Annotated in this window: 24 protein-coding genes; 14 read left to right on the top strand and 10 right to left on the bottom strand. The window is 72.4% G+C overall.

Features of this window, described 5'->3' with window-relative positions:
- Positions 1-2 precede the first annotated feature (2 nt).
- Positions 3-836: a hypothetical protein gene (locus ACFQGL_RS17320; protein WP_377512944.1), complete on the bottom strand. Its 834-nt coding sequence runs from the start codon at positions 834-836 to the stop codon at positions 3-5.
- Positions 837-987: 151 nt separating this feature from the next.
- On the opposite strand from ACFQGL_RS17320, the gene ACFQGL_RS17315 reads away from it, so the two are divergent.
- Complete coding sequence (locus ACFQGL_RS17315) at positions 988-2,019, top strand: extracellular catalytic domain type 2 short-chain-length polyhydroxyalkanoate depolymerase (protein ID WP_377512942.1); 1,032 nt, start codon at positions 988-990, stop codon at positions 2,017-2,019.
- 100 nt (positions 2,020-2,119) lie between these two features.
- Here the strand turns inward: ACFQGL_RS17315 and ACFQGL_RS17310 are convergent, their stop codons facing one another.
- The 3 genes from ACFQGL_RS17310 to ACFQGL_RS17300 are packed head-to-tail and all read right to left on the bottom strand — an operon-like array spanning position 2,120 to position 5,184.
- The gene (locus ACFQGL_RS17310; RefSeq protein ID WP_377512940.1) at positions 2,120-3,541 is read right to left on the bottom strand and encodes a DUF6297 family protein; all 1,422 of its coding nucleotides are present in this window, start codon (positions 3,539-3,541) and stop codon (positions 2,120-2,122) included.
- Positions 3,538-4,161, bottom strand: coding sequence for an ABC transporter ATP-binding protein (locus ACFQGL_RS17305; RefSeq protein ID WP_377512938.1), 624 nt, complete (start codon positions 4,159-4,161; stop codon positions 3,538-3,540). Before ACFQGL_RS17305 ends, ACFQGL_RS17310 begins: the two co-directional genes overlap by 4 nt.
- A 45-nt stretch (positions 4,162-4,206) precedes the next feature.
- A complete protein-coding gene (locus tag ACFQGL_RS17300; protein ID WP_377512936.1) occupies positions 4,207-5,184 on the bottom strand; it encodes a helix-turn-helix transcriptional regulator in 978 nt (325 codons plus the stop codon).
- A 44-nt stretch (positions 5,185-5,228) separates the two neighbouring features.
- On the opposite strand from ACFQGL_RS17300, the gene ACFQGL_RS17295 reads away from it, so the two are divergent.
- The 4 genes from ACFQGL_RS17295 to ACFQGL_RS17280 all read left to right on the top strand — a co-directional run bounded on the left by ACFQGL_RS17295 (position 5,229) and on the right by ACFQGL_RS17280 (position 8,610).
- Positions 5,229-5,708: a hypothetical protein gene (locus ACFQGL_RS17295; RefSeq protein ID WP_377512934.1), complete on the top strand. Its 480-nt coding sequence runs from the start codon at positions 5,229-5,231 to the stop codon at positions 5,706-5,708.
- On the top strand, positions 5,708-6,166 hold the full coding sequence (locus ACFQGL_RS17290; protein ID WP_377512932.1) for a hypothetical protein: 459 nt from the start codon (positions 5,708-5,710) through the stop codon (positions 6,164-6,166). The genes ACFQGL_RS17295 and ACFQGL_RS17290 overlap by 1 nt, the downstream gene beginning before the upstream one ends.
- Positions 6,167-6,260: 94 nt before the next feature.
- Complete coding sequence (locus tag ACFQGL_RS17285; RefSeq protein WP_377512930.1) at positions 6,261-7,748, top strand: flavin-containing monooxygenase; 1,488 nt, start codon at positions 6,261-6,263, stop codon at positions 7,746-7,748.
- Entirely contained in the window at positions 7,735-8,610 is an 876-nt protein-coding gene (locus tag ACFQGL_RS17280; RefSeq protein WP_377512928.1) for an SDR family NAD(P)-dependent oxidoreductase, read from the top strand. The genes ACFQGL_RS17285 and ACFQGL_RS17280 overlap by 14 nt, the downstream gene beginning before the upstream one ends.
- 10 nt (positions 8,611-8,620) lie before the next feature.
- Here the strand turns inward: ACFQGL_RS17280 and ACFQGL_RS17275 are convergent, their stop codons facing one another.
- Both ACFQGL_RS17275 and ACFQGL_RS17270 read right to left on the bottom strand, forming a co-directional pair.
- Complete coding sequence (locus ACFQGL_RS17275; RefSeq protein ID WP_377512926.1) at positions 8,621-9,808, bottom strand: low temperature requirement protein A; 1,188 nt, start codon at positions 9,806-9,808, stop codon at positions 8,621-8,623.
- 71 nt (positions 9,809-9,879) lie between these two features.
- Positions 9,880-10,296 carry a hypothetical protein gene (locus tag ACFQGL_RS17270; RefSeq protein WP_377512924.1) on the bottom strand — a complete coding sequence of 139 codons (417 nt, stop codon included), beginning with the start codon at positions 10,294-10,296 and terminating at the stop codon, positions 9,880-9,882.
- A 146-nt stretch (positions 10,297-10,442) separates the two neighbouring features.
- On the opposite strand from ACFQGL_RS17270, the gene ACFQGL_RS17265 reads away from it, so the two are divergent.
- The 4 genes from ACFQGL_RS17265 (at position 10,443) to ACFQGL_RS17250 (ending at position 14,256) form a co-directional block, all read left to right on the top strand.
- On the top strand, positions 10,443-11,531 hold the full coding sequence (locus ACFQGL_RS17265; RefSeq protein ID WP_377512922.1) for an S-(hydroxymethyl)mycothiol dehydrogenase: 1,089 nt from the start codon (positions 10,443-10,445) through the stop codon (positions 11,529-11,531).
- Positions 11,528-12,157 (top strand): MBL fold metallo-hydrolase, encoded by a 630-nt coding sequence (locus tag ACFQGL_RS17260; protein ID WP_377512920.1) that lies wholly within the window; start codon positions 11,528-11,530, stop codon positions 12,155-12,157. Before ACFQGL_RS17265 ends, ACFQGL_RS17260 begins: the two co-directional genes overlap by 4 nt.
- A gap of 50 nt (positions 12,158-12,207) precedes the next feature.
- Positions 12,208-13,359, top strand: a complete 1,152-nt coding sequence (locus tag ACFQGL_RS17255) for a DUF3626 domain-containing protein (RefSeq protein WP_377512918.1) — start codon at positions 12,208-12,210, stop codon at positions 13,357-13,359.
- Between the two features lie 177 nt (positions 13,360-13,536).
- Entirely contained in the window at positions 13,537-14,256 is a 720-nt protein-coding gene (locus ACFQGL_RS17250) for a hypothetical protein (RefSeq protein WP_377512916.1), read from the top strand.
- 60 nt (positions 14,257-14,316) lie between these two features.
- On the opposite strand, the gene ACFQGL_RS17245 is transcribed toward ACFQGL_RS17250, so the two are convergent.
- Together ACFQGL_RS17245 and ACFQGL_RS17240 are read right to left on the bottom strand one after the other, a co-directional pair.
- Positions 14,317-15,945, bottom strand: a complete 1,629-nt coding sequence (locus tag ACFQGL_RS17245; protein WP_377512914.1) for an alkaline phosphatase D family protein — start codon at positions 15,943-15,945, stop codon at positions 14,317-14,319.
- 96 nt (positions 15,946-16,041) lie between these two features.
- Positions 16,042-17,415 carry a hypothetical protein gene (locus ACFQGL_RS17240; RefSeq protein ID WP_377512912.1) on the bottom strand — a complete coding sequence of 458 codons (1,374 nt, stop codon included), beginning with the start codon at positions 17,413-17,415 and terminating at the stop codon, positions 16,042-16,044.
- Between the two features lie 330 nt (positions 17,416-17,745).
- Between ACFQGL_RS17240 and ACFQGL_RS17235 the strand changes: the two genes are divergently transcribed.
- The 5 genes from ACFQGL_RS17235 to ACFQGL_RS17215 all read left to right on the top strand — a co-directional run bounded on the left by ACFQGL_RS17235 (position 17,746) and on the right by ACFQGL_RS17215 (position 22,821).
- Complete coding sequence (locus tag ACFQGL_RS17235) at positions 17,746-18,057, top strand: MazG-like family protein (protein ID WP_377512910.1); 312 nt, start codon at positions 17,746-17,748, stop codon at positions 18,055-18,057.
- A gap of 837 nt (positions 18,058-18,894) precedes the next feature.
- Entirely contained in the window at positions 18,895-19,482 is a 588-nt protein-coding gene (locus ACFQGL_RS17230) for a hypothetical protein (protein WP_377512908.1), read from the top strand.
- Positions 19,483-19,920: 438 nt separating this feature from the next.
- Positions 19,921-20,742, top strand: a complete 822-nt coding sequence (locus ACFQGL_RS17225) for a hypothetical protein (RefSeq protein WP_377512906.1) — start codon at positions 19,921-19,923, stop codon at positions 20,740-20,742.
- Positions 20,743-20,989: 247 nt separating this feature from the next.
- Positions 20,990-21,961 (top strand): pirin family protein, encoded by a 972-nt coding sequence (locus tag ACFQGL_RS17220; protein ID WP_377512904.1) that lies wholly within the window; start codon positions 20,990-20,992, stop codon positions 21,959-21,961.
- 203 nt (positions 21,962-22,164) lie between these two features.
- Positions 22,165-22,821: a hypothetical protein gene (locus ACFQGL_RS17215; protein WP_377512902.1), complete on the top strand. Its 657-nt coding sequence runs from the start codon at positions 22,165-22,167 to the stop codon at positions 22,819-22,821.
- Positions 22,822-23,069: 248 nt separating this feature from the next.
- Here the strand turns inward: ACFQGL_RS17215 and ACFQGL_RS17210 are convergent, their stop codons facing one another.
- Together ACFQGL_RS17210 and ACFQGL_RS17205 are read right to left on the bottom strand one after the other, a co-directional pair.
- Positions 23,070-23,738, bottom strand: a complete 669-nt coding sequence (locus ACFQGL_RS17210; RefSeq protein ID WP_377512900.1) for a DUF1345 domain-containing protein — start codon at positions 23,736-23,738, stop codon at positions 23,070-23,072.
- A 7-nt stretch (positions 23,739-23,745) separates the two neighbouring features.
- Entirely contained in the window at positions 23,746-24,018 is a 273-nt protein-coding gene (locus ACFQGL_RS17205; RefSeq protein ID WP_377512898.1) for a DUF2795 domain-containing protein, read from the bottom strand.
- Positions 24,019-24,105: the final 87 nt, after the last annotated feature.

The raw sequence follows: 24,105 nt of genomic DNA, 5'->3' as shown, positions 1-24,105 counted from the left end.
AGTCACGCTTCTCGTGCCACGGTGAGCAGCAGCGGCGACCGGACGCCGAGTTGGACGGCGAGGTCGGCGATGATCTCGGCCACCCATCCGATCGCGTCACACGACCACTCGCTCAGGCCGCCGCGCAGCACCACGCCGTGCAGGGCCGGGCCGTTCCAGAGCCGGTCGTCAAACGGTGGAGGCATGCCGACGTCGGGGTCGGCGAGGTCGTGGGAGCGGTAGACGAAGACGCCCTGGTCCACGTGCGCGAGGTGGTCGGTGAGTTGCTGCGCGACAGCGGGGATCGACGGGTCGCGACCGCTGTTGACGGTGACCTGCACCGGTGTCCTCGCCTCCGGGGAGCACTCGGCGAACCACCCCTGCGTCTGCACCGCCGGCGCGTACGGCACACGCGACGCGGGGTCGAGACCCTGCACCGGCAGGAGCACCTGTACGGCGGACAGGTTCGGCGTGCCGGCACGCGCCGTCGCGTCCCACGCACACCGCAGGAACGCCTGCACCGGCAGCGACCGGTCGTCGGCGACCTCGCTGGCCTCGACCTGGAACCAGGAGATCAACCCCGTGCCGGCAGCGACGAGGGGGTGCTCCCAGCCGGCATCGTTCATGCCCCACAGCCCGGGCGCGCGCAGGCGGTCCTCGGCACCACCTCCGGCCGATCTGTCGTCGAGCCAACCCATGGCGAGCGACCGTTGATGGAACAACTGGTAGGCGTCGTGCTCCGGATCGTGCCAGGCGTGCGGAACCAGCCCGCCGTACAGGGCGGCGAACATCGGGCCTGCGGTCCGGCGGGCGCCGGGCGCCAGGCCCGGTCGTGCGGTGTCGTCGCGCTCCGGCACGCTGGGTCCTTCGCGTCGGGGATCCGAGTAGGCGAAATGTACACACCGGCGTCGGCCGACGTGTCGGTTGCGCTCATACCTCGTGTGCTCTGCGTCACGATAGCGTCGGCGCACGCCGACGCCCCCGCCGGCGCTCCCAAGGAGAGCGTCAATGCCCACACCGCTGAAAGCCGCCACCGCCCTCGCCGCCGTACTCCTGTTGATCCTGACCACGGCGGCCCCCGCCCAGGCCGCCAACCCGTCCACCAAGACCCCGGTCTCCGGGTCGCTGCGCGCCTACAACGTCTCCGGCGTCTACGTCGCGGGCGTCTCCTCCGGTGGTTACCTCGCCACCCAACTGCACGTCGCGTACTCGTCCCGGATCCGCGGCGCGGCCATCTTCGCCGCCGGGCCGTACTACTGCGCGCAGAACAACGTCGCGCAGGCGCTCTACGGGTGCGGCGACAACCTGTACCCGACCAACGTGACCGCCCTGCAGACGTACACCCGGACCTGGGCTTCCTACGGCTGGGTCGACCCGGTGGGCAACCTGTCCGGTGATCCGGTGTACGTCTTCCACGGCGGCAACGACACCACCGTCAAGAAGTCCGTCACCGACGACCTGGTCCGCTACTACCAGCACTTCGGGGCCAGCGTGCAGTACGACAGCGGCTCCGCGGCCGGTCACTCCTGGGTCACCCCGTACGGCACGCTGGGGTGCACCGCGACCGCATCGCCGTTCCTCAACGACTGCGGCACCGACCCGCAGAACGCGCTGCTGCGCAAGCTGCTCGGTGGCGTGAACGCGCCGAACACCGGCCCGCTCGGCGGCACGCTCATCCGGTTCAGCCAGGACACGTTCGCGGTCAACGGCTGGGCCAACGGATTGAGCATGGACTCCAACGGCTTTGCCTACGTGCCGTCGTCGTGTGCGGCCGGCCAGTCGTGCCGGCTGCTGGTCACCCTGCACGGCTGCGTGCAGGGGTACGGCTCGGTGGGCACCGCCTTCGTCGACCGGGCCAACCTCAACCAGTACGCCGACACCAACAACGTGATCGTCCTCTACCCGCAGGCCAGCACCGCCGGCACCAATCCGAACGGCTGCTGGGACTGGTGGGGCTACCTCGGTGCGACCAACTACCCGATCAAGGGCGGTGCCCAGGTGGAGACCGTCATGAACATGGTCCGCCGGCTGGGCGGTTGAGCCGCGACGCCGGTTGAGCCGGGACGCCGCGGGCTGGGCGGTTGAGCCGCAGGAGCGCAGGCCAGGCCACGGGACGGCCTGGGCTGCGCTCCTGCCCGTGTCAGCCCAGCAGCATTCGGCCCAGGACCAGCACGGCGAGTAGTGCCGGCCCGCGCGAGCCCTGGCGCAGCAGGTCGACCGGGACCATCCCGAACGGCGTGTTCACGGTCGCGCCGCCGTAGTCGATCGGCGGTCGCGTGGCGGCCCGATAGGCGGCGGCCACCACCCCGAGCGCCAGGGCCGGGGCCAGCCAGGCCGGCCCGCCGTGCACGGTCGGCAGGGTCAGCAGCCACCACAGCCCCGCGCCGACCGCCGGCACGACCACATGGATCGCGCGCAGCGCGTTGTCGCTGCCTCCGAGCGCCCGGCGCAACCCGGGTGACCGGCTGATCGACCGCAGGCCGCCGGTCAGCCGGCCGGCGGCGAGGTAGCCGAACACCACCTGCACGGCACCGGCCAGGCCGGGCAGGGCGAGCGCGGCGGCGTACTGGACGACGACCAACGCCGCCCAGAACAGCAGGGCGCTCGGGTGGCGGCCCAGCCGGCGCACGTCGGCCTGCAGCAGCGCCCACCATCCGGGGCCGGGCAGGAATCGTCGGCTGCGGACCCGGCCGATGCGGCGCCAGCGCCGGCTCTCCACCAGACCGGTGAGCATGCTCGGGTCGAGCAGGATGGTGGCCGTCGCGGCGGCGTTGGCGAACTGCGCGCCGGTGGTCAGCGTGGCGCGGTCCACCCGGGGCAGCGCGCGTACCGCGAAGATGCTGGCGGCGACCGCGAGGGGCACTCCGAGGACGACCAGCGCGGCGGTCGGCGCCCCCGTCGGTCGGGGCAGCCCGTCGCCGAGGTGGCCGACGAGCACCACCAGGACCGTGACGACGGCGGCTGCCAGCACCGGCACCGCACCCGCCAGGGCCGGCCAGCGTCGGCCCGGCCGACTGCCCTGCGCGACGACGCTCAGCGCCAGTGCGGCCGCGCCCCACCCCGCGCCGGCCCCCGCCGCCCAGCCCAGGGCCGCCAGGTCGGCGACGCCGCTGAGCGCCGCCACGGCCACACCGAGCACCGCGGTGCCGGCCGCCGAGGCCGCCAGCAGAATGCCGAGGCGGGGTGCCAGCCAGGCCCGCCGGTCGATCGGCGCGCTGGTCACCCAGCTCTGCGTCGCCGGGGTGACCAGCAACGGGCCGAGCGCCCGCAGGCCGCGCCAGGCGAGCCCGGCGCCGGCCAGCAGCGCGGCGACCGCGAGCCACCACCGCACGCCCGGATCGGCCTTCCCCATGCTCGGAGAGTGCAGCACGTCGCGGGCCTCGCTGATGGCGAACCAGCCGTACATGCCGACGAACAGGACCATGACGTACGCATCGCCCAGCACGTCGCCGAGGGAATGATCGTGATGCCGGCGGCGGGCCTGGCGCAGATGCGCCCGTACCTGCCGGGCGGTGGGCAGGCCGGCCCGCTCGTCGGCGACCGTGGCCGGTGCCGCGGTCACCGGCCGATCTCGATCCGCTCGTCGACCACCGCGTCGATCAGCTCCGCGTCGTGCGAGGCCAGCAGGACCGCCGTGCCGGCGTCCCGCTCCCGGCGCAGCCGGTCGGCCAGCCACTGCCGGCCGCGTACGTCCAGCCGCTGCTCCGGCTCGTCCAGGATCAGCACCCGACGCGGGCGTACGAAACAGGACGCGAGCGCCAGGCGGCGGCGTTGCCCACTGGACAGGGTCACCGGCAGCTGGTCGCGGGCCGGCTCCAGGCCCAGCTCGGCGAGCACCTCGTCGACCGGCTCGGCGCTGCCCCCGTGGGCGTACGCGACCAGCTCCAGGTGCTCGACCACGCTCAGGTCGGGGAAGAAGTCGATGTCGTCCAGGGCGGCCGCCACCAGGGCCCGCACCTCGGGGTCGGTCTCGTCGGCCCGCCGGCCCTGCACCAGCACCTCGCCCGCGTCCGGCCGGTCGGCGCCGACCACGCACCGCAGCAGGGTGGTCTTGCCGCTGCCGTTGGGGCCGAGCACCACCGCGATCCGGCCCGCCCGGAGCGTGAAACTCACGTCGTCGAGCACGACCAGGTTGCCGAAGTTGCGGGAAAGTCCCCGTACCGAGAGCGCATCCACGATCACACACTCTCCCAGACCCGCGCTCGCGGCCAACGCGAGCGACCCACATCACGCCGGGGCGTAGAGGGCGGCCAGCTCGGCCGCCGTGGCGGCCAGCCGCTCCCGGAGCGCGACCGGTGTCAGCACCTCGATGTCGGCGCCGAGCCGCAGCAGGTCACCGTGTGCGTGGGTGAGCGACTCGATGGGCAGTACCGCGGTCACCCAGCCCAGCGCGTCGGGCGGGCCGGCGCTGGCCTCCACGGCGGTCACCACCGGGTCGCTGCCGATCTCCCGCAGCCGCTTCCGGCCGGCCGGGGAGAGTCGTACGGTCGCCTCGTCGCGGTGCAGGCGGGCCCGGAACTGCACCACGTGGGCCCGCCACCAGGCCGGCAGGTCGAAGTCGGCGGGCCGGTCGAACTCCTGGGCCAGCGGGGTCAGCGCGAGGATCTGGTTGACCCGGTAGGTGGCCGGTGCGCCCCGGCCGGGCCGGTCGGCCACCACGTACCACCGGCCGCCCTTGAGCACCAGGCCGTACGGCTCCAGCACCCGGGTCACCTCGCCCTGCCAGCTGCGGTAGCGCACCTCGACGCGGTGCTGCCGCCAGACCGCCTCGGCCGTACGGGCCAGCTCGGGCGAGGCGTCACCGTCGGCGTACCAGCCCGGGGTGTCCAGGTGGAAGCGCTGCTGCAACTGGGTGGCCCGGTCGCGCAGCGGCGCGGGCAGGGCCGCGTGCAGCTTGAGCTGCAGCGCCGCCACCACGTCGCCGTAGCCCAACTCGTCGGCCGGTCCGGGCAGCCCGGCCAGGAAGAGCCGGTCGGCCTCCTCGGCGGTCAGCCCGGTGAGTCGGGTCCGCCAGCCGTCGACGAGCTGGTAGCCGCCGGCGTGCCCGGCCTCCCCGTAGAGCGGGATGCCGGCGGCGTGCAGTGACTCGACGTCCCGATAGATCGTGCGGGGGGAGACGGCCAGCCGCTCGGCGAGCTGCGTGGCGGTCAGCCGACCGTGCGACTGGAGCAGCAGCAGGAGGGAGAGAAGTCGAGATGCCCGCACTTCACTGACACTAGCTGTCAGGGGAGTGGTCGTACCGTCCCGGCATGGCATTTCGCGACAAGCAATTACGGACGCCGGGACCGGTCATCGTGGACGGTCGCCAGCTCAAGCGTTACCACATAGACCAGCCGGATCGGCCGATCGAGCCGGAGGTGGAGAAGGCCGCGTACGACCTGCTGCCCGCGCTGCTGGCCGACGTGCCGGACGACGGCACCCCGGCCGCCGGGTGGGTGGTGCTGCACCGGGGCGGGGACACCGGCGCCTACCTGCTGGCGTACACCTGGGTGTGGGACAACGCCCTGGAGGTACGCGTCGCCGCGGCCGGCCAGCCGGCGCTGGACTGCCCGGACGACGACCCGACCAACTTCGTCCCGCTGAGCCGGCCCGCCGTGGGCTGTGTGTGGGAGTTGGCGGTGCTGGAGCACGAGCGGGCCGCCTGGGTGCGGCACCTGCTCGCGCCGGAACGTCCCGAACTGGCCGGATACCTGCACGACACGCGAGCGGAAGGGCCGGTGGGCCGCTGATGGGCGACTTCGACTTCTACGTGGGCACCTGGAACGTGGTCAACCGCCGGCTGCGCGAGCGGCTGGTCGGCTCGGACGAGTGGGAGGAGTTTCCGGGGGTGTCGGTCGCGCACAGCTTCTTCGGTGGCGGCGGCAACTTCGACGAGATCACCTTTCCGACCAAGGGCTTCACCGGCGCCACGATCCGGATCTTCGACCCGGCCCGAAAGGAGTGGTCGATCTACTGGATGAACAGCGGACGCGGCGAGTTGGAGCAGCCGCCGATGGTGGGCCGCTTCGTCGACGGGGTCGGTCGCTTCTACGCCGACGACCAGCACGAGGGGCGTCCGGTCCGGTGCCGGTTCATCTGGTCCGAGATCACCGCGACGACGGCCCGCTGGGAGCAGGCGTTCTCGGTCGACGGCGAACGTACCTGGGAGACCAACTGGATCATGACGTCCACGAAGGTGTCGCAGTAGCTCAACCCGGCGGTGGGGGAGTGGTATCGCGGTAGCTGTCGACCATGCGGGTGCGGTGTTAGTGTCCGTCCACCGCCCCGGATGGAGGATCGCGATGCCCTCCGACCACGTCGACGTGCTCATCGTCGGAGCCGGCCTGTCCGGCATCGGCGCCGCCTGTCACCTACGCCGCGAGTGCCCCGACAAGACGTACGCGGTGCTGGAGGCGCGCGACGCGATCGGCGGCACCTGGGACCTGTTCCGTTATCCGGGCATTCGGTCCGACTCGGACATGTTCACCCTGGGCTACTCCTTCAAACCGTGGACCGACCCGAGGGCCATCGCCGACGGCACGGCCATCCGGGAGTACGTCCAGCAGACCGCCCGGGAGTACGACGTGCCACGGCACATCCGCTTCGGGCACCGGGTGCTGCGTGCCGAGTGGGACAGCGGCACCGCCCACTGGACGGTGTACGCGCAGCGCGTCGACACCGCCGAGACCGTCGAGCTGACCTGCTCGTTCCTCTTTGTCTGCTCGGGCTACTACCGCTACGACGAGGGCTACACCCCGCCGCTGCCCGGCGTCGAGGCGTACGCCGGGCGGCTGGTGCACCCGCAGCACTGGCCGGACGACCTCGACCACACCGGCAAACGGGTGGTGGTGATCGGCAGCGGTGCCACCGCGGTCACCCTGGTGCCGGCGATGGCTCAGCGCGCCGCGCACGTGACCATGCTGCAGCGCTCACCCACGTACGTCATCGCGCTGCCCTCGCGTGACCGGCTGGCCGGCGCGTTGCGGCGCTGGCTGCCGGCGAAGGCCGCGTATCCGGTGGTGCGCTGGAAGAACGTCCTGCTCTCCACCGTCAACTTCCAGCTCAGCCGGCGCGCGCCCGGGCTGGTGAAACGACTGCTGAGCCGGGCCGCGAAGCGTCAACTGCCGATCGGGTACGACCTCGACCGGCATTTCTCGCCCCGCTACGACCCGTGGGACCAACGGCTCTGCGTGGCGCCCGACGGGGACCTGTTCACCGCCGTGCGGCAGGGCGTCGCGTCGGTGGTCACCGACACCGTCGACACCTTCACCACGCACGGCATCCGGCTGACCACCGGCGACGAACTGCCGGCCGACATCGTGGTCACCGCCACCGGGCTCAACCTGCTCGCCCTCGGTGGCATGACGCTCAGCGTGGACGGCGTCGAGGTCGACCTGGCGAGCACCGTCGCCTACAAGGGCATGATGCTCTCCGGCGTGCCGAACTTCGCGCTGACCATCGGCTACACCAACGCCTCGTGGACGCTCAAGGCCGACCTGGTCGCCGGTTACGTCTGCCGGCTGCTGCGCCACCTCGACCGCACCGGCCAGCAGATCGTCACCCCGCTGTCGCCGCCCGGCGGCGGGCGGGTCCCGCTGATCGACCTGCGCTCGGGGTACGTGCTGCGCAGCGTCGACGCTCTGCCCAAGCAGGGTGCGACCGCGCCGTGGCGGTTGTACCAGAACTACCCCCGCGACGTGCTGCTGATGCGGCACGGCCGGCTCACCGACGAGGGCGTCCGGTTCGCCGTCGCCCGCCAGGAGAGGAGCACCGATCGTGCAGAGGTTTGACTTCGCCGGTGCGACGGCCGTGGTCACCGGCGCGGCCAGCGGCATCGGTGCGGCGCTGGCGCACGCGCTGGCCGGCCGCGGCAGCGACCTGGTGCTGCTGGACCGGGACGCCGAGCGGTTGGACGCGGTCGCCGCCGAGATCCGCGCCGAATACCCGGACCGCCACCTGCACACCTACCTGGTGGACCTCGCCGACGCGGCGGCCACCGCCCGGGTGGCCGCCGAGATCGGCCAGCGGCACCCGCGCATCCGCCTGCTGGTGAACAACGCCGGCGTCGGTCTCGGCGGCCGGTTCGACCAGGTGACGTACGACGAGTTCAGTTGGGTCATCGACATCAACTTCCGGGCCGTGGTGCAGTTGACCCACGCGCTGCTGCCCATGCTCAAGGCGGAGCCGGGCGCGCACCTGGTCAACGTCTCCAGCCTGTTCGGGCTGATCGCGCCGGCCGGGCAGACCGCCTACTCGGCGAGCAAGTTCGCCGTCCGCGGCTTCACCGAGGCGCTGCGCCACGAGCTGGTCGACGACGGCATCGGGGTGACCTCGGTGCATCCCGGCGGGATCCGCACCCGGATCACCGAGAATGCCCGGATCGGCAGCGGCGTCTCGCACGAGGAGTACGCGGCCGGTCGGGCGCAGTTCGAGAAGCTGCTCACCATCGCGCCGGCGCGGGCCGCCGAGGTGATCCTGCGAGGCGTGCAGCGGCGAAGGGGCCGGGTCCTGATCGGCTGGTCGGCGAAGCTGCCCGACCTGCTGGCCCGGGTCCTGCCGGCCTCGTACAACCGGCTGCTGGTCACCGGTCTGAACCGGGGCGTCGCCCGCCCGGCGCCACCCGCCTCGGTGCCGAGCACCACGAGCACCTGAGTCGACCGGGTCAGGTCGGGTCGGGGCCGGACGCCTCCGGGGCCGACCGGAGGTCACGTTGGCGCAGCAGCACGGTCAGCACCACCAGGGCGGTCAGCAGCAGCGCGAGCAGGTGCACCGGCATCGGGCCCAGCGGCGCGAGCAACGCCAGCAGCGCGACGACCGGGAAGGCCACGACCAGTGCGCCGCGCTGCTGCGGGCGGACGTGCAGCACCCAGACGGTGAGCAGGAAGACGGCGACCGGTACGGCCACCGCGTACCCGGCCGTCGTCCCGGAGATGTGCGCGAGGTGCCGCTCGTGGTCGGACGCCGCGACCAGGCCCGCGCCGACCGCGGCGATCGCCGCGAAGATGAAGTAGTGGCCGTAGCCCCAGATCAACGAGTAGGGCAGTCGGTCCGGGGCCTCGACCGGGCGGTCGAAGTAGAGCCACCAGAGCGCGAACACGATCACCGCGCCGGCCGCCGCGAGCGACCAGAGCCCGTGGTCGCCGGCGTCCAGCCCGGTCTGGATCGCCACCGAGATGGACAGCACCGCCTCGCCGAGCACGATGAGGGTGAACAGCGAGTACCGCTCGGTGATGTGTCGGGGGTGCCACGGGGTCATGCCGGGGCGCTCGGCCACCGCCGGCACCAGCAGGTCGGCCAGCCCCAGCACCACGAACGACGCGATGCCCCACTCGGCGGGCAGCGCCAGCCGCAGCAGCCAGCCGATCTGCACCACGGTCACGCCGATCGCGTACCGGCGGGCCGCCGCGCGGTGCGCCGGGTCGCCGGCCGCCGCCCGAACCCACTGCGCGACGGCGGCCAGCCGCATCACCACGTACCCGTAGGTGATGACCGTGAAGTCGCCGTCGGTGAAGGCGCGCGGCACGCCGGCCGCGAGGATCAGCGCACCGGCGATCTGCACCAGTGTGGTGATCCGGTAGACGTCGTCGTCGGTGTCGTACGCCGAGGCGAACCAGGTGAAGTTCATCCACGACCACCAGATCGCGAAGAACACCATCAGGTAACTGACCGCCGCGTGACGCAGGTGGCCCTCGGACACGTCGTGGTGCAGGCTGCCGGCCGCCTGCGCCACCGCCACCACGAAACACAGGTCGAAGAAGAGCTCCAGCGGGGTGGCCGCACGGTTCGGCTCGTCCCGGCGACGGGGCCTCATCGGGCGGTAGAACGGCCGCACCGAACGGGAATGGGTCAACGCAGCTCCTCAGGCCGACCGGGTCGCCCCCAAGATAACGGCCGTCGGGGTGCTCCTCGCCCCGGCGTCGGTCAACCGCGCCGACGGCCGTGGGTCAACCCCTCCAGCACCAGGGTCAGCCCGGCGCCGAGCAGCCAGGAGTCCTTGGCCAGCGGGGTGCCCGCCAGGGTCGGTCGCAGGCTGCCCGCCTCCCGCATCCCCGGCGTCTTCAGGTAGAGCTGCACCAGGCCCGCGCCGAGCGCGGTCAGACCGAGCCCGGCCAGCGTGGCCGGGACGAACGGCGCGAGCAACGCGGCGCCCAGGGAGATTTCGGCGTACGACAGCAGCTTGGCGAACCGCGCCGGCTCCAACTGGCTTAGCTGCGGTACGGCGCCGACCGCCATGGCGTGCATGCCCTCCGCCTCGCCCTCCAGGGTCCGCTTGCTGAGGCCGGAGTTGAGGACGAACGCGCCGATGGTGACCCGCAGTGGCAGGTGCGCGAGCTTCATGATCACTCCTGGTTGGCTGTGGTCCCGAATGCGGCCCGCGTACCCGAAGCGACCGGCGATAACCCGCCGCCCGGCCGACTGGGCCGGCTGCGGTGATCGCGGTAGGTTCGCCAGGTGCCCGCCGCACACCACCAGCAGGAGGCGAAGTGAGCCAGGAAGTCCGGGGAGTCATCTCCCGCAGTAAGGGCGCACCGGTCGAGGTCACCACCATCGTGGTGTCCGACCCCGGCCCCGGTGAGGCGATCGTCCGGATCCAGTCCTGCGGCGTCTGCCACACCGACCTGCACTACCGCGAGGGCGGCATCAACGACGACTACCCGTTCCTGCTCGGCCACGAGGCGGCGGGCATCGTCGAGCAGGTGGGCGACGGCGTCACCGACGTCGCCCCCGGCGACTTCGTGGTGCTCAACTGGCGGGCGGTCTGCGGAGTCTGCCGCGCCTGCCGGCGGGGCCGCCCCTGGTACTGCTTCAACAAGCACAACGCCAAGCAGCGGATGACGCTCACCGACGGCACCGAGCTGGCACCGGCGCTGGGCATCGGCGCGTTCGCCGAGAAGACCCTGGTGCACGCCGGTCAGTGCACCAAGGTGGACCCGGCCGCCCGGCCCGCCGCGGTGGGGTTGCTCGGCTGCGGGGTGATGGCCGGGCTGGGTGCGGCCATGAACACCGGCAACGTCACCCGTGGCGACTCGGTCGCGGTGATCGGCTGCGGTGGTGTCGGGGACGCCGCGGTCGCCGGGGCGACGCTGGCCGGCGCGACGACGATCGTGGCGGTGGACACCGACTCCCGCAAGCTGGAGTGGGCCCGCCGGTTCGGGGCCACGCACACCGTGAACGCGTCCGAGACCGACCCGGTCGAGGCGATCCGGGCCGCCACCGGCGGCTTCGGCGCCGACGTGGTGATCGACGCGGTGGGTCGACCGGAGACGTGGAAGCAGGCGTTCTACGCCCGCGACCTGGCCGGCACCGTGGTGCTGGTGGGCGTACCGACCCCGCAGATGACCGTCGAGCTGCCGCTGCTGGACGTCTTCGGCCGGGGCGGCGCCCTCAAGTCCAGCTGGTACGGCGACTGCCTGCCCAGCCGGGACTTCCCGCTGCTCACCGAGCTGTACCTGCAGGGCCGGCTCGACCTGGACGCGTTCGTGACCGAGGAGATCGCGCTGGACCAGGTCGAGGAGGCGTTCGACCGGATGCACCGTGGCGACGTGCTCCGTTCGGTGGTGGTGTTCCCGTGACCGCCCGGGTCGACCACGTGGTCACCGCCGGCACGTTCTCGCTGGACGGGCAGACGTTCGACGTGGACAACAACGTCTGGGTGCTCGGCGACGACACCGAGTGCGTCGTCCTGGACGCGCCGCACGACGTGGACGCGATCCTCGCGCTGGTGGGAGACCGCCAGGTCCGGGCGATCCTGGCCACCCACGCGCACGACGACCACGTCCGGGTGGCGCCCGAGCTGGCCGAGGCCACCGGCGCTCCGGTGCTCCTGCACGCCGCCGACCGGGTGCTCTGGGATCTGGTGCACCCCCAACTGCCGCCGCACGGCGAGCTGCACGACGGGCAGCTCATCGAGATCGCCGGCGGCACGCTGCGGGTGCTGCACACCCCGGGCCACAGCCCCGGCGCGTGCGGCTTCCACGCGCCGGAGCTGGGTGCGGTGTTCACCGGCGACACGCTCTTCGCCGGCGGGCCCGGTGCCACCGGTCGCTCGTACAGCGATTTCGACACCATCATCCGGTCGATCCGCACCCGTCTGCTCACCCTGCCGGCGGAGACGGTGGTGCACACCGGGCACGGTGACGACACGACCATCGGCGCGGAGGCCCCGCACTTGCAGGAGTGGCTGGCCCGGGGTCACTGAGGACGGTTAACCGGTCGCCGGGCCGGCCGCACGACGCTACGCTCCCGCGCATGCCAGCCGTCGCCGTCCTCACCCCGGCCCAGACGGCGGCGCTGGCGTACGTGCGGTCGGTGGCGCTCGTGGAGCGTCCCGCCGCGGTCGAAACCGTCGCCCGCGTCCTCGTCGAGGCTGACGTCGACAGCCGGCCGGAACAGCTGCTCGCCGCGATCTCCACGCACGGGCGGCTGACCGTCAACTTCCACCCCGACCGGGCGTGCGTCGATGGGCGGGCCGTTGCCGCGGCCCTGGCCGAGGACGGCGTCTACCGCAGCCAGTTCGTCACGGGGATCTCCAACGGTGGGCTCACCGCGTACCCCGGTGGAGACCGGGACCGCTGGGAGAGCCTGATGTTCGGTGACGCGTACCAGCGTGCCGGGGTGGCCCTCGCGGATCGGCCCACGTACGGCGGCTTGAACCTGCTCGACCATCCGGACGGCGCCTGTCCCCGGTTCGGTTCGTGTCACCTGCGGCTGCGCCCGTCGGTGCTGGCTCGTGCGACCTTCCTGCACGGCGACAGCCACCTCAGCCCCCGTGCCACCGCCACCGCCGACGTCTTCGAACCGGTGCTCGCCGAACTCCTGACCAGCACCGTCGCCACCAGCGAGTGCCTGGGACGGGCCGGAACGGACATTCGCACCGTGGTGCGGACGCTGCTGGACGGGCCGGTCGTCCCACCCATGCCACCCGTGGCCGGTCGAGCACTGGACGACTATGTCGAGGCCCAGGTGCACGGCACACTCGACCTCGCTCGGGACGTCGAGGCGTTGGTGGTGGACCCGTCCTTCGCCGGCACCCCGGTCGGCGCGACGCTGGAGCTGATCGCGCGGCGGTACGGCTTCCCGCTGCTCTGGCACCCCGGTTTCGTGCTACCGGTCGACCAGGTAGACCCGGAATTTCGCGGCCCGGCGATCCCGGTGCTGGCGGCCCGGGTGCACCGCGAGTTCGCCCGGCCCGGCGAGCCGGTGGACGCCGCGTTGATCGGTCGCGCCGCTGCCTCCGTGGTCGCCGAGCCGGACCGGTGGGCCGACCGGGGGCCGGTCGCGGTCACCCTGCAGCATCTCAAGCAGCTCTGGCACGTCCTGGTCCGGTACGGCGTACCGCACGCGCCGACGGATGCTCCCGAGCCTGAGGTTTTCGACGTTTCGGCCGGTGCCGTCCGGTGAGTCCGATTCCCGGGGTGACCGGGGCCGCAACCCGACGGCGTACCGGCATTTCCGGAATGACCGACACGTGAACCTGGTTGTGTCCCCCGTACCGCCGGAGCCCAAACCCTTTCCGCGGTTCATCTCCCGAGGAGCGTTCACCCCGGAGCGCTCCGCACGATCGAGAGGGCCACCATCGTGAAGGTTGACTTCACTCGATGGCTCCCCGCCATCGCTAAGGATTCGCACCGCAAGGCCGCGCTGAGTGTGCTGGGTGTTGCCGCCATCGGCGGCCTGGCATTCGGGCCGACCGCGGTCGCCGCCCCGGTCACCTCCGGACCGCACGAGGGCGCCGTCGCCGCCATCGACCTCGCCACCGGCAAGGCCACCGCCGCGCCGCAGAAGCAGGACCACGACCAGCCCGTCGAGTCCGGGCTCACCACCGGCTCGGCCACCGGCAAGCCGCCGGCCGGCAAGCCGGGCCGCGACGAACTCATCCCGCACGGCATCGAGGGCGCCCAGTCGCGCATCCCGCTCGACAACGCGCAACTCGACAACGCGCGGGCGATCGTCGACGCGGCCAAGAAGACCGGCGTCGGCGACCGGGGTGCGGTTATCGGCGTCGCCACCTCGTTGCAGGAGTCGAAGCTGTACAACCTCGGCCACCTCGGCGACGCCAACGACCACGACTCGCAGGGCCTGTTCCAGCAGCGTCCGTCGTCCGGGTGGGGCACCCCCGACGAGATCACCGACCCGGATTACGCCGCCACGGCCTTTTTCAGCGCACTCAAGAACGTGGGCGGTTGGCAGGACCTTCCGCTGACCGCCGCCGCGCAGACCGTTCAGGTCTCCGCCTTCCCGTACGCGTACGCGCAGTGGGAGGAGCAGGCGGCGGACATCGTCCAGCAGCTCTGGTGACATCGCACGCACGCCGGCCGGCTCCCGCTTCGGGGGCCGGCCGGCGTCGTCGTACCGTGGTCAGGTCAGCGGCGCGGACTCCTTGCGCAGCTTCGCCGAGCCGGCACCCACCGACCACCCCGCCACCCAGCGGCTGGCACTGGCCGCGCGGGTCCGGTCGGCCAGGTGGTACCAGTCCATCCGGCAGCGCTGCCGGGTCACCTCCAGCACGCCGTACCCGTGCCCGTCCAGCTCCGTCCAACGCACGTGCGGGTTCGTCGTGCGGAGCAGCCCCGCACCCAAGGCGCTGAGCGGGTTGCCGGCCGGGAGGCCGAGGAAGTCGTTGACGTTGTCGCTGGTCACCGAGGGCACCACGAACTCGGCGGCGGCCGGATTGTTCTGCCCGGTGGAGCGGGTGGTCACCTCGTTGGCCCAGGAGGTGTGGATGTCGCCGGTGAGGAAGACGACATCGGTGGTGCCGGTGGCCCGCAGGTGGTCGACCAACTCGTTGCGGTCGGCGTTGTAGCCGTCCCACTGGTCGGCGTTGAGCACCGCGCCGTTCTGCGGAATGCCCAGCAGGGTGCCCAGCGGGCCGAGCAGCCAGGCGGGCAGCGCCCCCACGTCCACCCGGGCGATCATCACCGGGTTGCCGACCAGCTTCCACCGAGCGTTGGACGAGGCCAGCCCGGCCTTGAGCCAGGACATCTGCGCGTCCCCGGTGATGGTGCGCCCCGGGTCGTCCACGGCCGTGCCGGACGCCTGCTGCGAGCGGTACGTCCGCAGGTCCAGCATGGACAGTTCGGCGAGCCGGCCGAAACGGAGCCGCCGGTAGATCGCGCCGTCCACGCCGGTGCGCACCGGCATCCACTCCAGGTACGCCTGCCGGGCCGCGGCGAGCCGGTCGACGAACGCGCCTTCGGTGCCCGGCGTGTGGTTCTCCGCGCCGCCGGACCACTGGTCGTTGGCCACCTCGTGGTCGTCCCAGGTGATCACCCAGGGCAGCGCGGCGTGCAGCGACTGGAGATCCGGGTCGGTCTTGTAGAGCGCGTGCCGAATCCGGTAGTCGGCGAGGGTGAGCACCTCATGCGAGGGCTGCACCGCGCGGACCACCGTGCCGCCCGCGTCGAACTCCCCGCTGCCGTACTCGTAGAGGTAGTCGCCCAGGTGCACCACCAGGTTGAGGTCACCGCGCTCGGCCAGGTGCCGGTACGCAGCGAAGAACCCAGCCTCCCAGTTCGCGCAGGACACCACACCGAGGCGCAGTCGGTCGATCTCCGCGTCCACCGGCGGCGCGGTCATCGTGCGGCCCGCCGGCGACCAGCCGTCAGCGTGGCCGAGCCGGTACCAGTAGGTGGTCGCCGGCGCCAACCCGCTCACCGCCACCTTCACCGTGTGGTCGCGGTCCGGGCCGGTGTGCTGCGTGCCGGCGGCCAGCACCGTCGTGAAGTCCGGGTCGGCGGCGACCTGCCAGGTCACGTCCACCTCGGGGCCGAGGCCGGAGCCGGGCTGCGCCTCGGCGGTCGGGGTCAGTCGGGTCCAGAGCAGGACGCCGTCCGGCAGCGGATCGCCGGAGGCGACCCCGTGTCGGAAGGCGCCGTCGGCCGCGTGGGCCGGCCCGCCGGCGGCGAGGGTGGCGCCGGCCAGCACGGCGGTGCCGGCCGACGCGCCGGCCATGCGCAGGAGGGTACGACGGTCGAGGGTGTTCGTCATGGTCTATGTGTCTACCGCCGACAGTGGTTCGCGCGCTGCCCCCGTCGACGAGTGTTCGCCGACCCGTCGACGGGGGTTCCGCTTACCCGCCGGCGGTCAGCAGGCGGGGTAGAGGCGACGGGTGCCGACCCCCGCGGCATACGCGGCCGGGTCGCTGAACCGGCAGCCGTAGTCGGGACGCGCCACCACCGCCGGATCGGTCACCGTGTCACCTGCCGGACGCTTGTCGGTGCGTACCCAGGAGACCAGGTCGTCCCACGCGGCGCCGGCCTCGGCCGGGCTGAACTCGCAGTGCTGCGTGGTCCGAATGGCCCGCTGCACCAGCAGCCGGCTGCGACCCTGCCGGGCCACGTCGGTGGCGTACGCCTGCTCCATGCTGAACGGCACGAACAGGTCGCCGAGGCCGTGCAGGCTGAGCACCGGCACGGTGGGCCGGCCGGCGACCCGCGGCACCTGGGTCAGTGTCGGGAGCAGCCGTTGCCAGACGTTCTCCGGTGCGATCCGCGGCACCGAGGCGTTGACGTTGACCGGGCTGTTCGGCGAGTAACGGGTGAGCAGGTTGGTGGCGAGCTGACCAGGCCGCTCGGCAGGGGAGTCGCCGCCGTCGGTGACGCTGATCGAGAAGAGGAAGTCCTTCCAGACCGCGAACGCTGCGTCCGCGCCGGGCCGGGAACCGCCCGAGCGGTTCACCGTGATCGCGCGCAACTGCTTACCCCGGTCCGTGGTGGTGTCCGGGCCGGTCGGGGTCAGCCCGGCCAGGCCGAGGCCCACCTGGATCCGGGGTACCGCGTTGGTCAGGTAGTCGGCCGGCGTGGGGTAGGCGGGCACCCCGGCGAGGGTCTGCGCGACCAGGTTGTAGTCCAGGAAGTAGTCCATCAACGTCTGGTCGCCGAGCACCCCGCACATCGGCAGCGCCCCGTCGTAGAAGCCGGGATACTGCTCCAACGAGCGGCCGATGATGTAGCCGCCCATCGACACGCCGGTCAGGTAGGTGTGCTGCGGTCGGCGGACCGTCCGTCCAAAGTAGTCGGCGAGGTCCTTCGTGCTCAGCACCCCGGAGCGGATGTCGAAGCCGTTCCGGTCGTACGAGGACGACGCCCAGGCATACCCCTGGTCCAGCAGCCGCTGGCGCAGCCCGAGGCCCGGCGGCTCCGGAGAGAGCACGGTGCCCTGGCCACGGTAGCCGTGCGCCCACAGCACCAGGTCGCCGTTCCACCGGGCGGGAACCTCGATGATGTACGCGGCGTGGCGGCGCACTCCCTGGCGTACCGTCGTCGGTTTTCCGGCCACGACCAGCGGCGCAAGCGGTGGATTCTCGATGGTGTAGCCGGGCAGTGGCTGACTGCCGCCCGGATCGCGGTCGGCGGCGGTCGCGGTCGCGGGTGCGGCGCCGGCGAGCCCGACCGCGAGAGTCAGGGTCGCGGTGGCGGCGAGCAGGCGCCGAAGAGTACGGGTGGGTGCGGACAGCATCGTTGCTCCCCATCGGACGGATGTCGCCCGAGGGCGACCAGGCGGGACGGTTGCCTACCGGCCGGTAGCGTCCTGAACCTAGGACTGCCGTCGACCAGTGTCAATGGCCGCGCTGACCGGCAGGTCAGGTCCAACTGGTCGGCCAGTCAGACCGGCCCGGCCCTGTCTCGGCTGCTCTGGTTTGCCGGCCTGGTCCTTCCCGCGCTGCTCTGGTTGGCCGGCCCGGTCCTTCCCGCGCTGCTCTGGTTTGCCGGCCCGGTCCTTCCCGCGCTGCTCTGGTTGGCCGGCCCGGGTGCATGGCGGGGTGGGCCCGTCGGGTTGACTGATCGCGTGGACGAGTCGATCTGGGAGGCGGCCCGGGCGTCGCGCGGCTGGCTGGACGCGGCGAACGGCACCGGGCAGACGGAACTGACCTGTCGCATCCTCAAGCTGACCGAGGAGGCGGGAGAAGCCTCCGCGGCCTGGATCGGCTTGCTGGGGCAGAATCCGCGCAAGGGGGTGACCCACACCCGCGAGGATGTGGCAGCCGAGCTGGCGGACGTCGCCTTCACTGCCCTGGTGGCCATCGAAAGCCTGGGGCTGGACGCGCAGTCGGTGCTGGACGAGTGCGCTGCCAAGGTCCGCTCCCGCCTTGCAGAGTGAGGCGTCTCCCCGCGCGCTGCGTTGCCCTTCTAGGCGTTACACCTGCGAGTCATGGATATACCTGTGCGGTATATCCCCGGCTGCCCGCCAGACGCCGTGCCGCGTCGTCCCCCCGCCCGCCCCGCCGGCGCGCCCGCCCCCCGGCGCGCCCGCGCCCGCCAGTGGCCCCGTCGATCTAGGGCATATCGTCGCTAGTTGATCTACCAAAGCAGCGATATGCCCTAGATCGACGCGGCTGTGGGGGCGGGGAAGGGGCGGGGAAGGGAGGGGTCGCCGGGTCCTGGGGTTTCCGGGGGGCGTTGTGCGTGCTTTGTGCCGATCTTTGCCGGGCGCTTGTCTTCTGCGCGCCGGTCGCGGTCGCATGATCGACACGGGATTGGCGATGTCGGGGGGTGTCCCGCTTGCCCGGGTACAGCGCCGTCAGCGACCTCGTGTGGATCGTCGGCATGCCGTCCGGTCTGGCCCGGAACGGTGGGCGGTCTGGCCGCCGGATGCTCGGTATGGGGTGGTGCGTCCTGTGATCGGGTGCACTCGTGGGCTGGAATCGGGGCTGGCCGGGCGGCGTTACATACCCTGACGATCGCAGCACCACCAGCCGCCCCCGAGCGACCCGCCCCCGGCCTCGACCGACAGGCTGCTAGCGGAGCGGATGGGCCGGCCCCCGGAATGATCCCCGGCCCGCGGTCGTTACACCTGGACCCGGCGCCACGAGCCCCCGCTCGCAGGCCGCCGACCCCAAGACTTCCCCCTTTGATGCGCCGGACGAGGTGCTCACACCCGCAGGTGCCGTCCCCCGGAACGGTTGCGGGTGTCTCTACTCCCGAAGGAGCTACCCCCATGACCACGATCATCCGTAAGAGCATGCTGTCCGTTGCTGGTCTCGCGTTCGCCGGTGGCATCTTCGCCGGTCCGATCGCCGCGCACGCCGCCGCCCCGACGATCGACGCCAAGCCCGTCGCCGTGGTGCAGGCCGACAAGCCCGACATGGCCAAGCTGATCCCGCACGGTACGCAGGGTGAGCAGTCCCGGATCGCCCTGAACGGTGAGCAGACCGATGACGCCAAGGCCATCATCGCGGCCACGAAGAAGGCGGGTCTGCCTGAGCGGGCGGCGGTCATCTCGATCGCCACGAGCCTGCAGGAGTCGAAGTTGGAGAACCTGGGTCACCTGGGCGACGCCAACGATCATGATTCGCTGGGCCTGTTCCAGCAGCGCCCCAGCTCGGGTTGGGGTACGCCGGAGCAGATCACCGACCCCGCGTACGCGACCTCCGCGTTCCTCAAGGGCCTCAAGCAGGTCGACGGCTGGCAGGACATGCCGCTGACCCAGGCCGCGCAGACCGTGCAGGTCTCGGCCTACCCCGACGCCTACGCCCAGTGGGAGCAGCAGGCCGCCGACCTGGTCGCCCAGCACTGGAACAGCTGACCCACCCAGCACCGAACGCTGGCCGGCACCCCCAGGGGTGCCGGCCAGCGGCGTACCCAGGCACCGTACGAGGAGATCTTGGACAGTTACCGTTCCGCGTCAACTCCAGGCGGAACGGTAACTGTCCAAGATCTCTGGTTTGGCGACGCAGGGGAGTGGTGTGGTCGGCACGGAGTGATCCACTCGGCCGGTGGGTACGTACTCCCCGTTGCGGGCCGGCGGAGGGACGAGGGCATGGCGGTAGTGGGACACAGCACGGATCGCGGGCCGGAGCCGGGACCGGGAACCAAGCCGAGCTCGGCCGAGCCTGGACCGGGAGTCGAGTCGGGACCGGGAGCCGGGCCGGGACCCACACCGGGAGTCGGGCCGGGACCGGGAGTCGAGTTGGGATCGGGTGCAGGCGGCGGGCCGGCTGCGGAGTCGGGGCCGACGAGTGCCGTGGACGCGCCCCGGGGCTGGTCCGTCGGGGCTCGACTGCTGCTGGCGGCGGCCGTTGTCGTACTGCTCCTCGGCACCGCCGCGGTCGTCGTGATCGTCGCCGACCCAGACCGCCTGGGTACGGCCTACTCCGGCGCTCCGGCAAACCCGGGCGACCCTGCCGTGAGCGACGTCCGGCCCGGTGACGAGGGTGCGGTGGCCGCCGGGGAGCAGATGTTGACGGCACCGCTGGCCGGTCGGCGGCAGGCTACTTTCGTGCTCGCGGATGGGCTGTCCTCGTTCGAGTTGCGGGTGGCCGATCTGGGGGAGGACCTCTACCGGATCAGCAGCCCGGCCGGTTCGGGCCTGGTCGCTCGGCCGGAGTTGCTGGGCGAGACCGTACGGCTCGGCCTGGCGCCGACCGGGGCATCCGGGGCGCGGGCGGTACGGGTGCTGCTCAGCGAGCGGGTGGGCTGGCGTCTTCAGTTGGCTGGCGGGGTGAGCAGTCAGGTGCTGGACCTGACCCGGGCCCGGCTGCTGGGGGTGGACCTGGCCGGCGGGTCGGCCCGCACCGAGCTTTTGCTGCCGCCGGTGAGCGGCACCATGATCGTGCGGTTGACCGGCGGGGCCAGCCAGCTCGACGTGCGGGTGTCCGGCGAGCCGCCGGTACGGGTACGCGCGGGAGCCGGCGCCGGCTCGGTCATCGTCGGCGACGAGCGCTGGAGCGGGGTGGCCGCTGGCGCACTGCTCGGTACGCCGGGGTGGGACCGCTCGGCGGACCGGCTCTACCTCGACCTGGTCGCGGGTGCCGGCACCGTGACGGTGGCCCCCGGCGCCAGGTAGACCACGACGTAACCACCACGCAAACCGCGACGCAGCCGCCGCGCAAACCGCGACGCAGCCGCCGCGCAAACCGCGACGCAGCCGCCGCGCGAACCGCGACGTAACCACCACGCGAACCGCGACGCAGCCGCCGCGCGAACCGCGACGTAACCACCACGCAAACCGCGACGCAAACCACCAGGTGAAGGACCCTGAGCCGTACGGGAAGCGGCGGAACGCCGGGTGGGCGCGGGCGTACAGTCGGGCGGTGGAGCGTACCGAAGCAATGCTGGCGCAGACCCGACCACCTGGCGTGGCCGACGTCGATCCCGGCAGCGTGCTGCTGCCGGGCCACGACGTGCCGTTGGGGCGATACACGACGGTCCGGCGGCTGCTGCCGCAGCGTCCCCGTCGAATGGTCGGCGCGTGGTGTTTCGTGGACCATTTCGGCCCGGACGACGTGGCGCAACGGCCCGGCATGGAGGTGCCGCCGCACCCGCACACGGGGCTACAGACGGTGACCTGGCTGCTGGACGGTGAGATCCTGCACCGCGACAGCCTGGGCAACGTCCAGCCGATCCGGCCCGGCCAGCTGAACGTGATGACGTCCGGGCAGGGCATCGCCCACTCGGAGCGGTCGCCGGCCATCCACCCGCCGGTGATGCACGGCGTGCAGCTCTGGGTGGCGCTGCCGGACCCGGCGCGGGCCGGAGCGGCGGACTTCGCCCACCACGCCGACCTGCCGCGCTGGCGTGACGGCGAGCTGGACCTGACGTTGCTGGTCGGTGAGTTCGCCGGCCAGCGCTCGCCAGCGGTGGTGCACACCCCGTTGGTGGGCGTGCAGCTGGAGCTGCGCGGTTCGGCGCCGACCACGCTGCCGCTACGACCCGATTTCGAGTACGCCATCCTGGCGATGTCCGGTTCGGCCGAGGCCGCCGAGGTCGGGTTCGAGCCGGGGGCGCTGCTCTATCTGGGCTCGGGCCGCCGCGAGTTGACCGTGCGTGGTGGGGCCGGGGCTCGGCTGTTGCTGCTGGGTGGGACGCCATTCGACGAGCCGCTGGTGATGTGGTGGAACTTCGTCGGCCGCTCCCACGAGGAGGTCGTCGCGGCCCGGGAGGACTGGATGGCCGGACGGCGCTTCGGCGTGGTCACCGACGACCCGGCGCCGCCACTGCCGGCGCCCGCCCTGCCCACCACCCGCCTCAAGGCCCGCGACCGCACCGGCGACCTGCACGGCTGACCGTGCGTCCGCCCGCGACCGCACCGCGACCGGCACGGCTGACCGCGCGACCCGCGAGGACCGCACGGCCGGACGAGAACCGCACGGCCGGACGAGGACCGCACGGCCGCACGGCCGCACGAGGAGCGCACGGCCGGACGAGGAGCGACGACCCGGTGCCGAAAGCCGGCGTATGACCATCGGCGGCATGGGTAGTCGCCGGCATGCCGACCAGTCTGATCACCCCGATCGAGGACCGGAAGCGCCTGGCCCGCCGGCTCGCCGGGAGCGGGCGGGGCTTCGCCGAGCAGTACGGCTTCCGGGTCACCAACAACCCGTCGAGCCTGTTCCAGGTGCTCTACCTCGCGGTGCTGCTGGCCCGCCGTGGCGACTTCCGGCGGGCGCTGGACGGCGCGCGGGCGCTGCGCGACGAGGGGTGGGACAGCCCCGCTCGGCTGGCCCGGTCGCTGGATCAGGACCGGGTACGGGTGTTGCGCGACAGCGGCCAGCGCGGTGACGTGAACGCGTTGGCCGATCTGTTGGGCGATCTGGCCCGCACGATCGTCGAGCGGTACCGGGGTGACCTGCGCCGGTTGCGCGCGGTGGCGCACCGTGACCCGGCCCGGGAACGGGCACTCCTCGATGACCTGCCCGGGGTCGACGATCAGGTCGTCGACCTGTTCCTGCGCGAGACGCAGGCGCTGTGGCGGGAGGTGGCCCCGGTGGCCGACCGGCGGGCGTTGACCGCGGCCCGCCGGCTCGGGCTGGGTCGCTCGGCGGACGATCTGGCCGGCCTGGCCAACGAGTCCGAGCAGCTGGCCTGGCTGGTGGGGGCCCTGGCGCGGGTCGACCTGGAGCACCGGTACGCCGAGCTGAGCTGACGTGCGTTGGCCCACAGTATGACGAAAACTGACCGTACGGAGGATGGCCTGTCATATGATTAGGCCCGGCAGTGCTGGCCGCCCGGTTCGGGCGGACATCCACCGCCTGGTGGCCGCGACCCGGTTCGGGCGCGGCTTACCGCCAGGACAGGTCTGCGTGGCGCCCCGGTCGCGGTTCGTGACCAGGGGCGCCCGCCTGTCCCGGCGGCCGCTCGCAGCCGGCTGTCCCGGTGCCGCGGCACGGGCCCTCAGCGCGCCATGCCAGCCAGCAGGTTCACCGTCACGGCGATGATGAACGCGCCGAACAGGTACGACACCATCGAGTGCCGCAGCACCGTACGGCGCATCTCGTTGCTGGTCAGGTTGGTGTCGGAGATCTGGAACGTGGTCCCGATGGTGAACGCCATGTACGCGAAGTCCGAGTAGCACGGCGGCTCGGTCTGGTTGAAGTTCACTCCGCCGTTCGGGCCGGTGTAGAAGATCCGGGCGTATCGGGCGGCGAACACCGTGTGCACCACCAGCCACGAGAGCACCACGCTGAGCACGCCCAGCCCTCCGTACGCGTCGCGCAGCGCCCCGGGTGGCGCGGCGTGCGCGCTGCCCACCACCAGCCCGACCGCGAGCAGGCTGGCCAGGCACGCGATCAGCAGCACCACGTCGCGGATCGCCCGGTTCGGGTCCTCGTACGAGGCGAGCCGTTCGGTGCCGGCGGCGTCCAGCCGCCACAACTTGTGCCACACGAGCACCAACCAGCTCAGCGCGGCGGCGTCCCAGCCGGCCAGCGGGGCGAGCCGCGGCGACACCAGGAAGCCGAACAGGCCGCCGACGACGGCGCCGACCACTCCCACGATGGCGAGCTGCACCGCCGCCGGGGTGCGCCCGTCCGGCCGTCGGGACAGCCGCTCCGCACCCCGCACCGGCGGGTCAGATGCCGCGTAGGTGCTGCGAGACCCGACTGTGCTGCTTGTCCCGGGCCTGCGCGGCGCGCTGTGCCGGGCCCACCTCGGGTGCCGCCTCGATGCCGGCGGACCGGGCGACCTCGGTGCCGTTGGCGTAGTCCACCGGAGGCAGGGCCCGCAACGCCTTCAGCACGTCCGGCGGCGCACCCTCCCGTTCGGCCTCGCGGACCACGTCGTTCTTCCCGGCCGGGTAGTCCAGGCTCGACAGGTACTGCAGGACTTCGGCGTAGCTCGCCATGGCAGCGGCTCCTCGGGGCATCGATGTGGTCACGACCGGCGGCGGTTACCCGCCCGCCGCCCGGTCACGCCCGGCACGACCGAGGAA

Source organism: Micromonospora vulcania (assembly GCF_042658605.1).
In the GTDB taxonomy this organism is placed as follows: domain Bacteria; phylum Actinomycetota; class Actinomycetes; order Mycobacteriales; family Micromonosporaceae; genus Micromonospora; species Micromonospora vulcania.
This window is presented reverse-complemented; position numbering and strand designations above follow the sequence as displayed.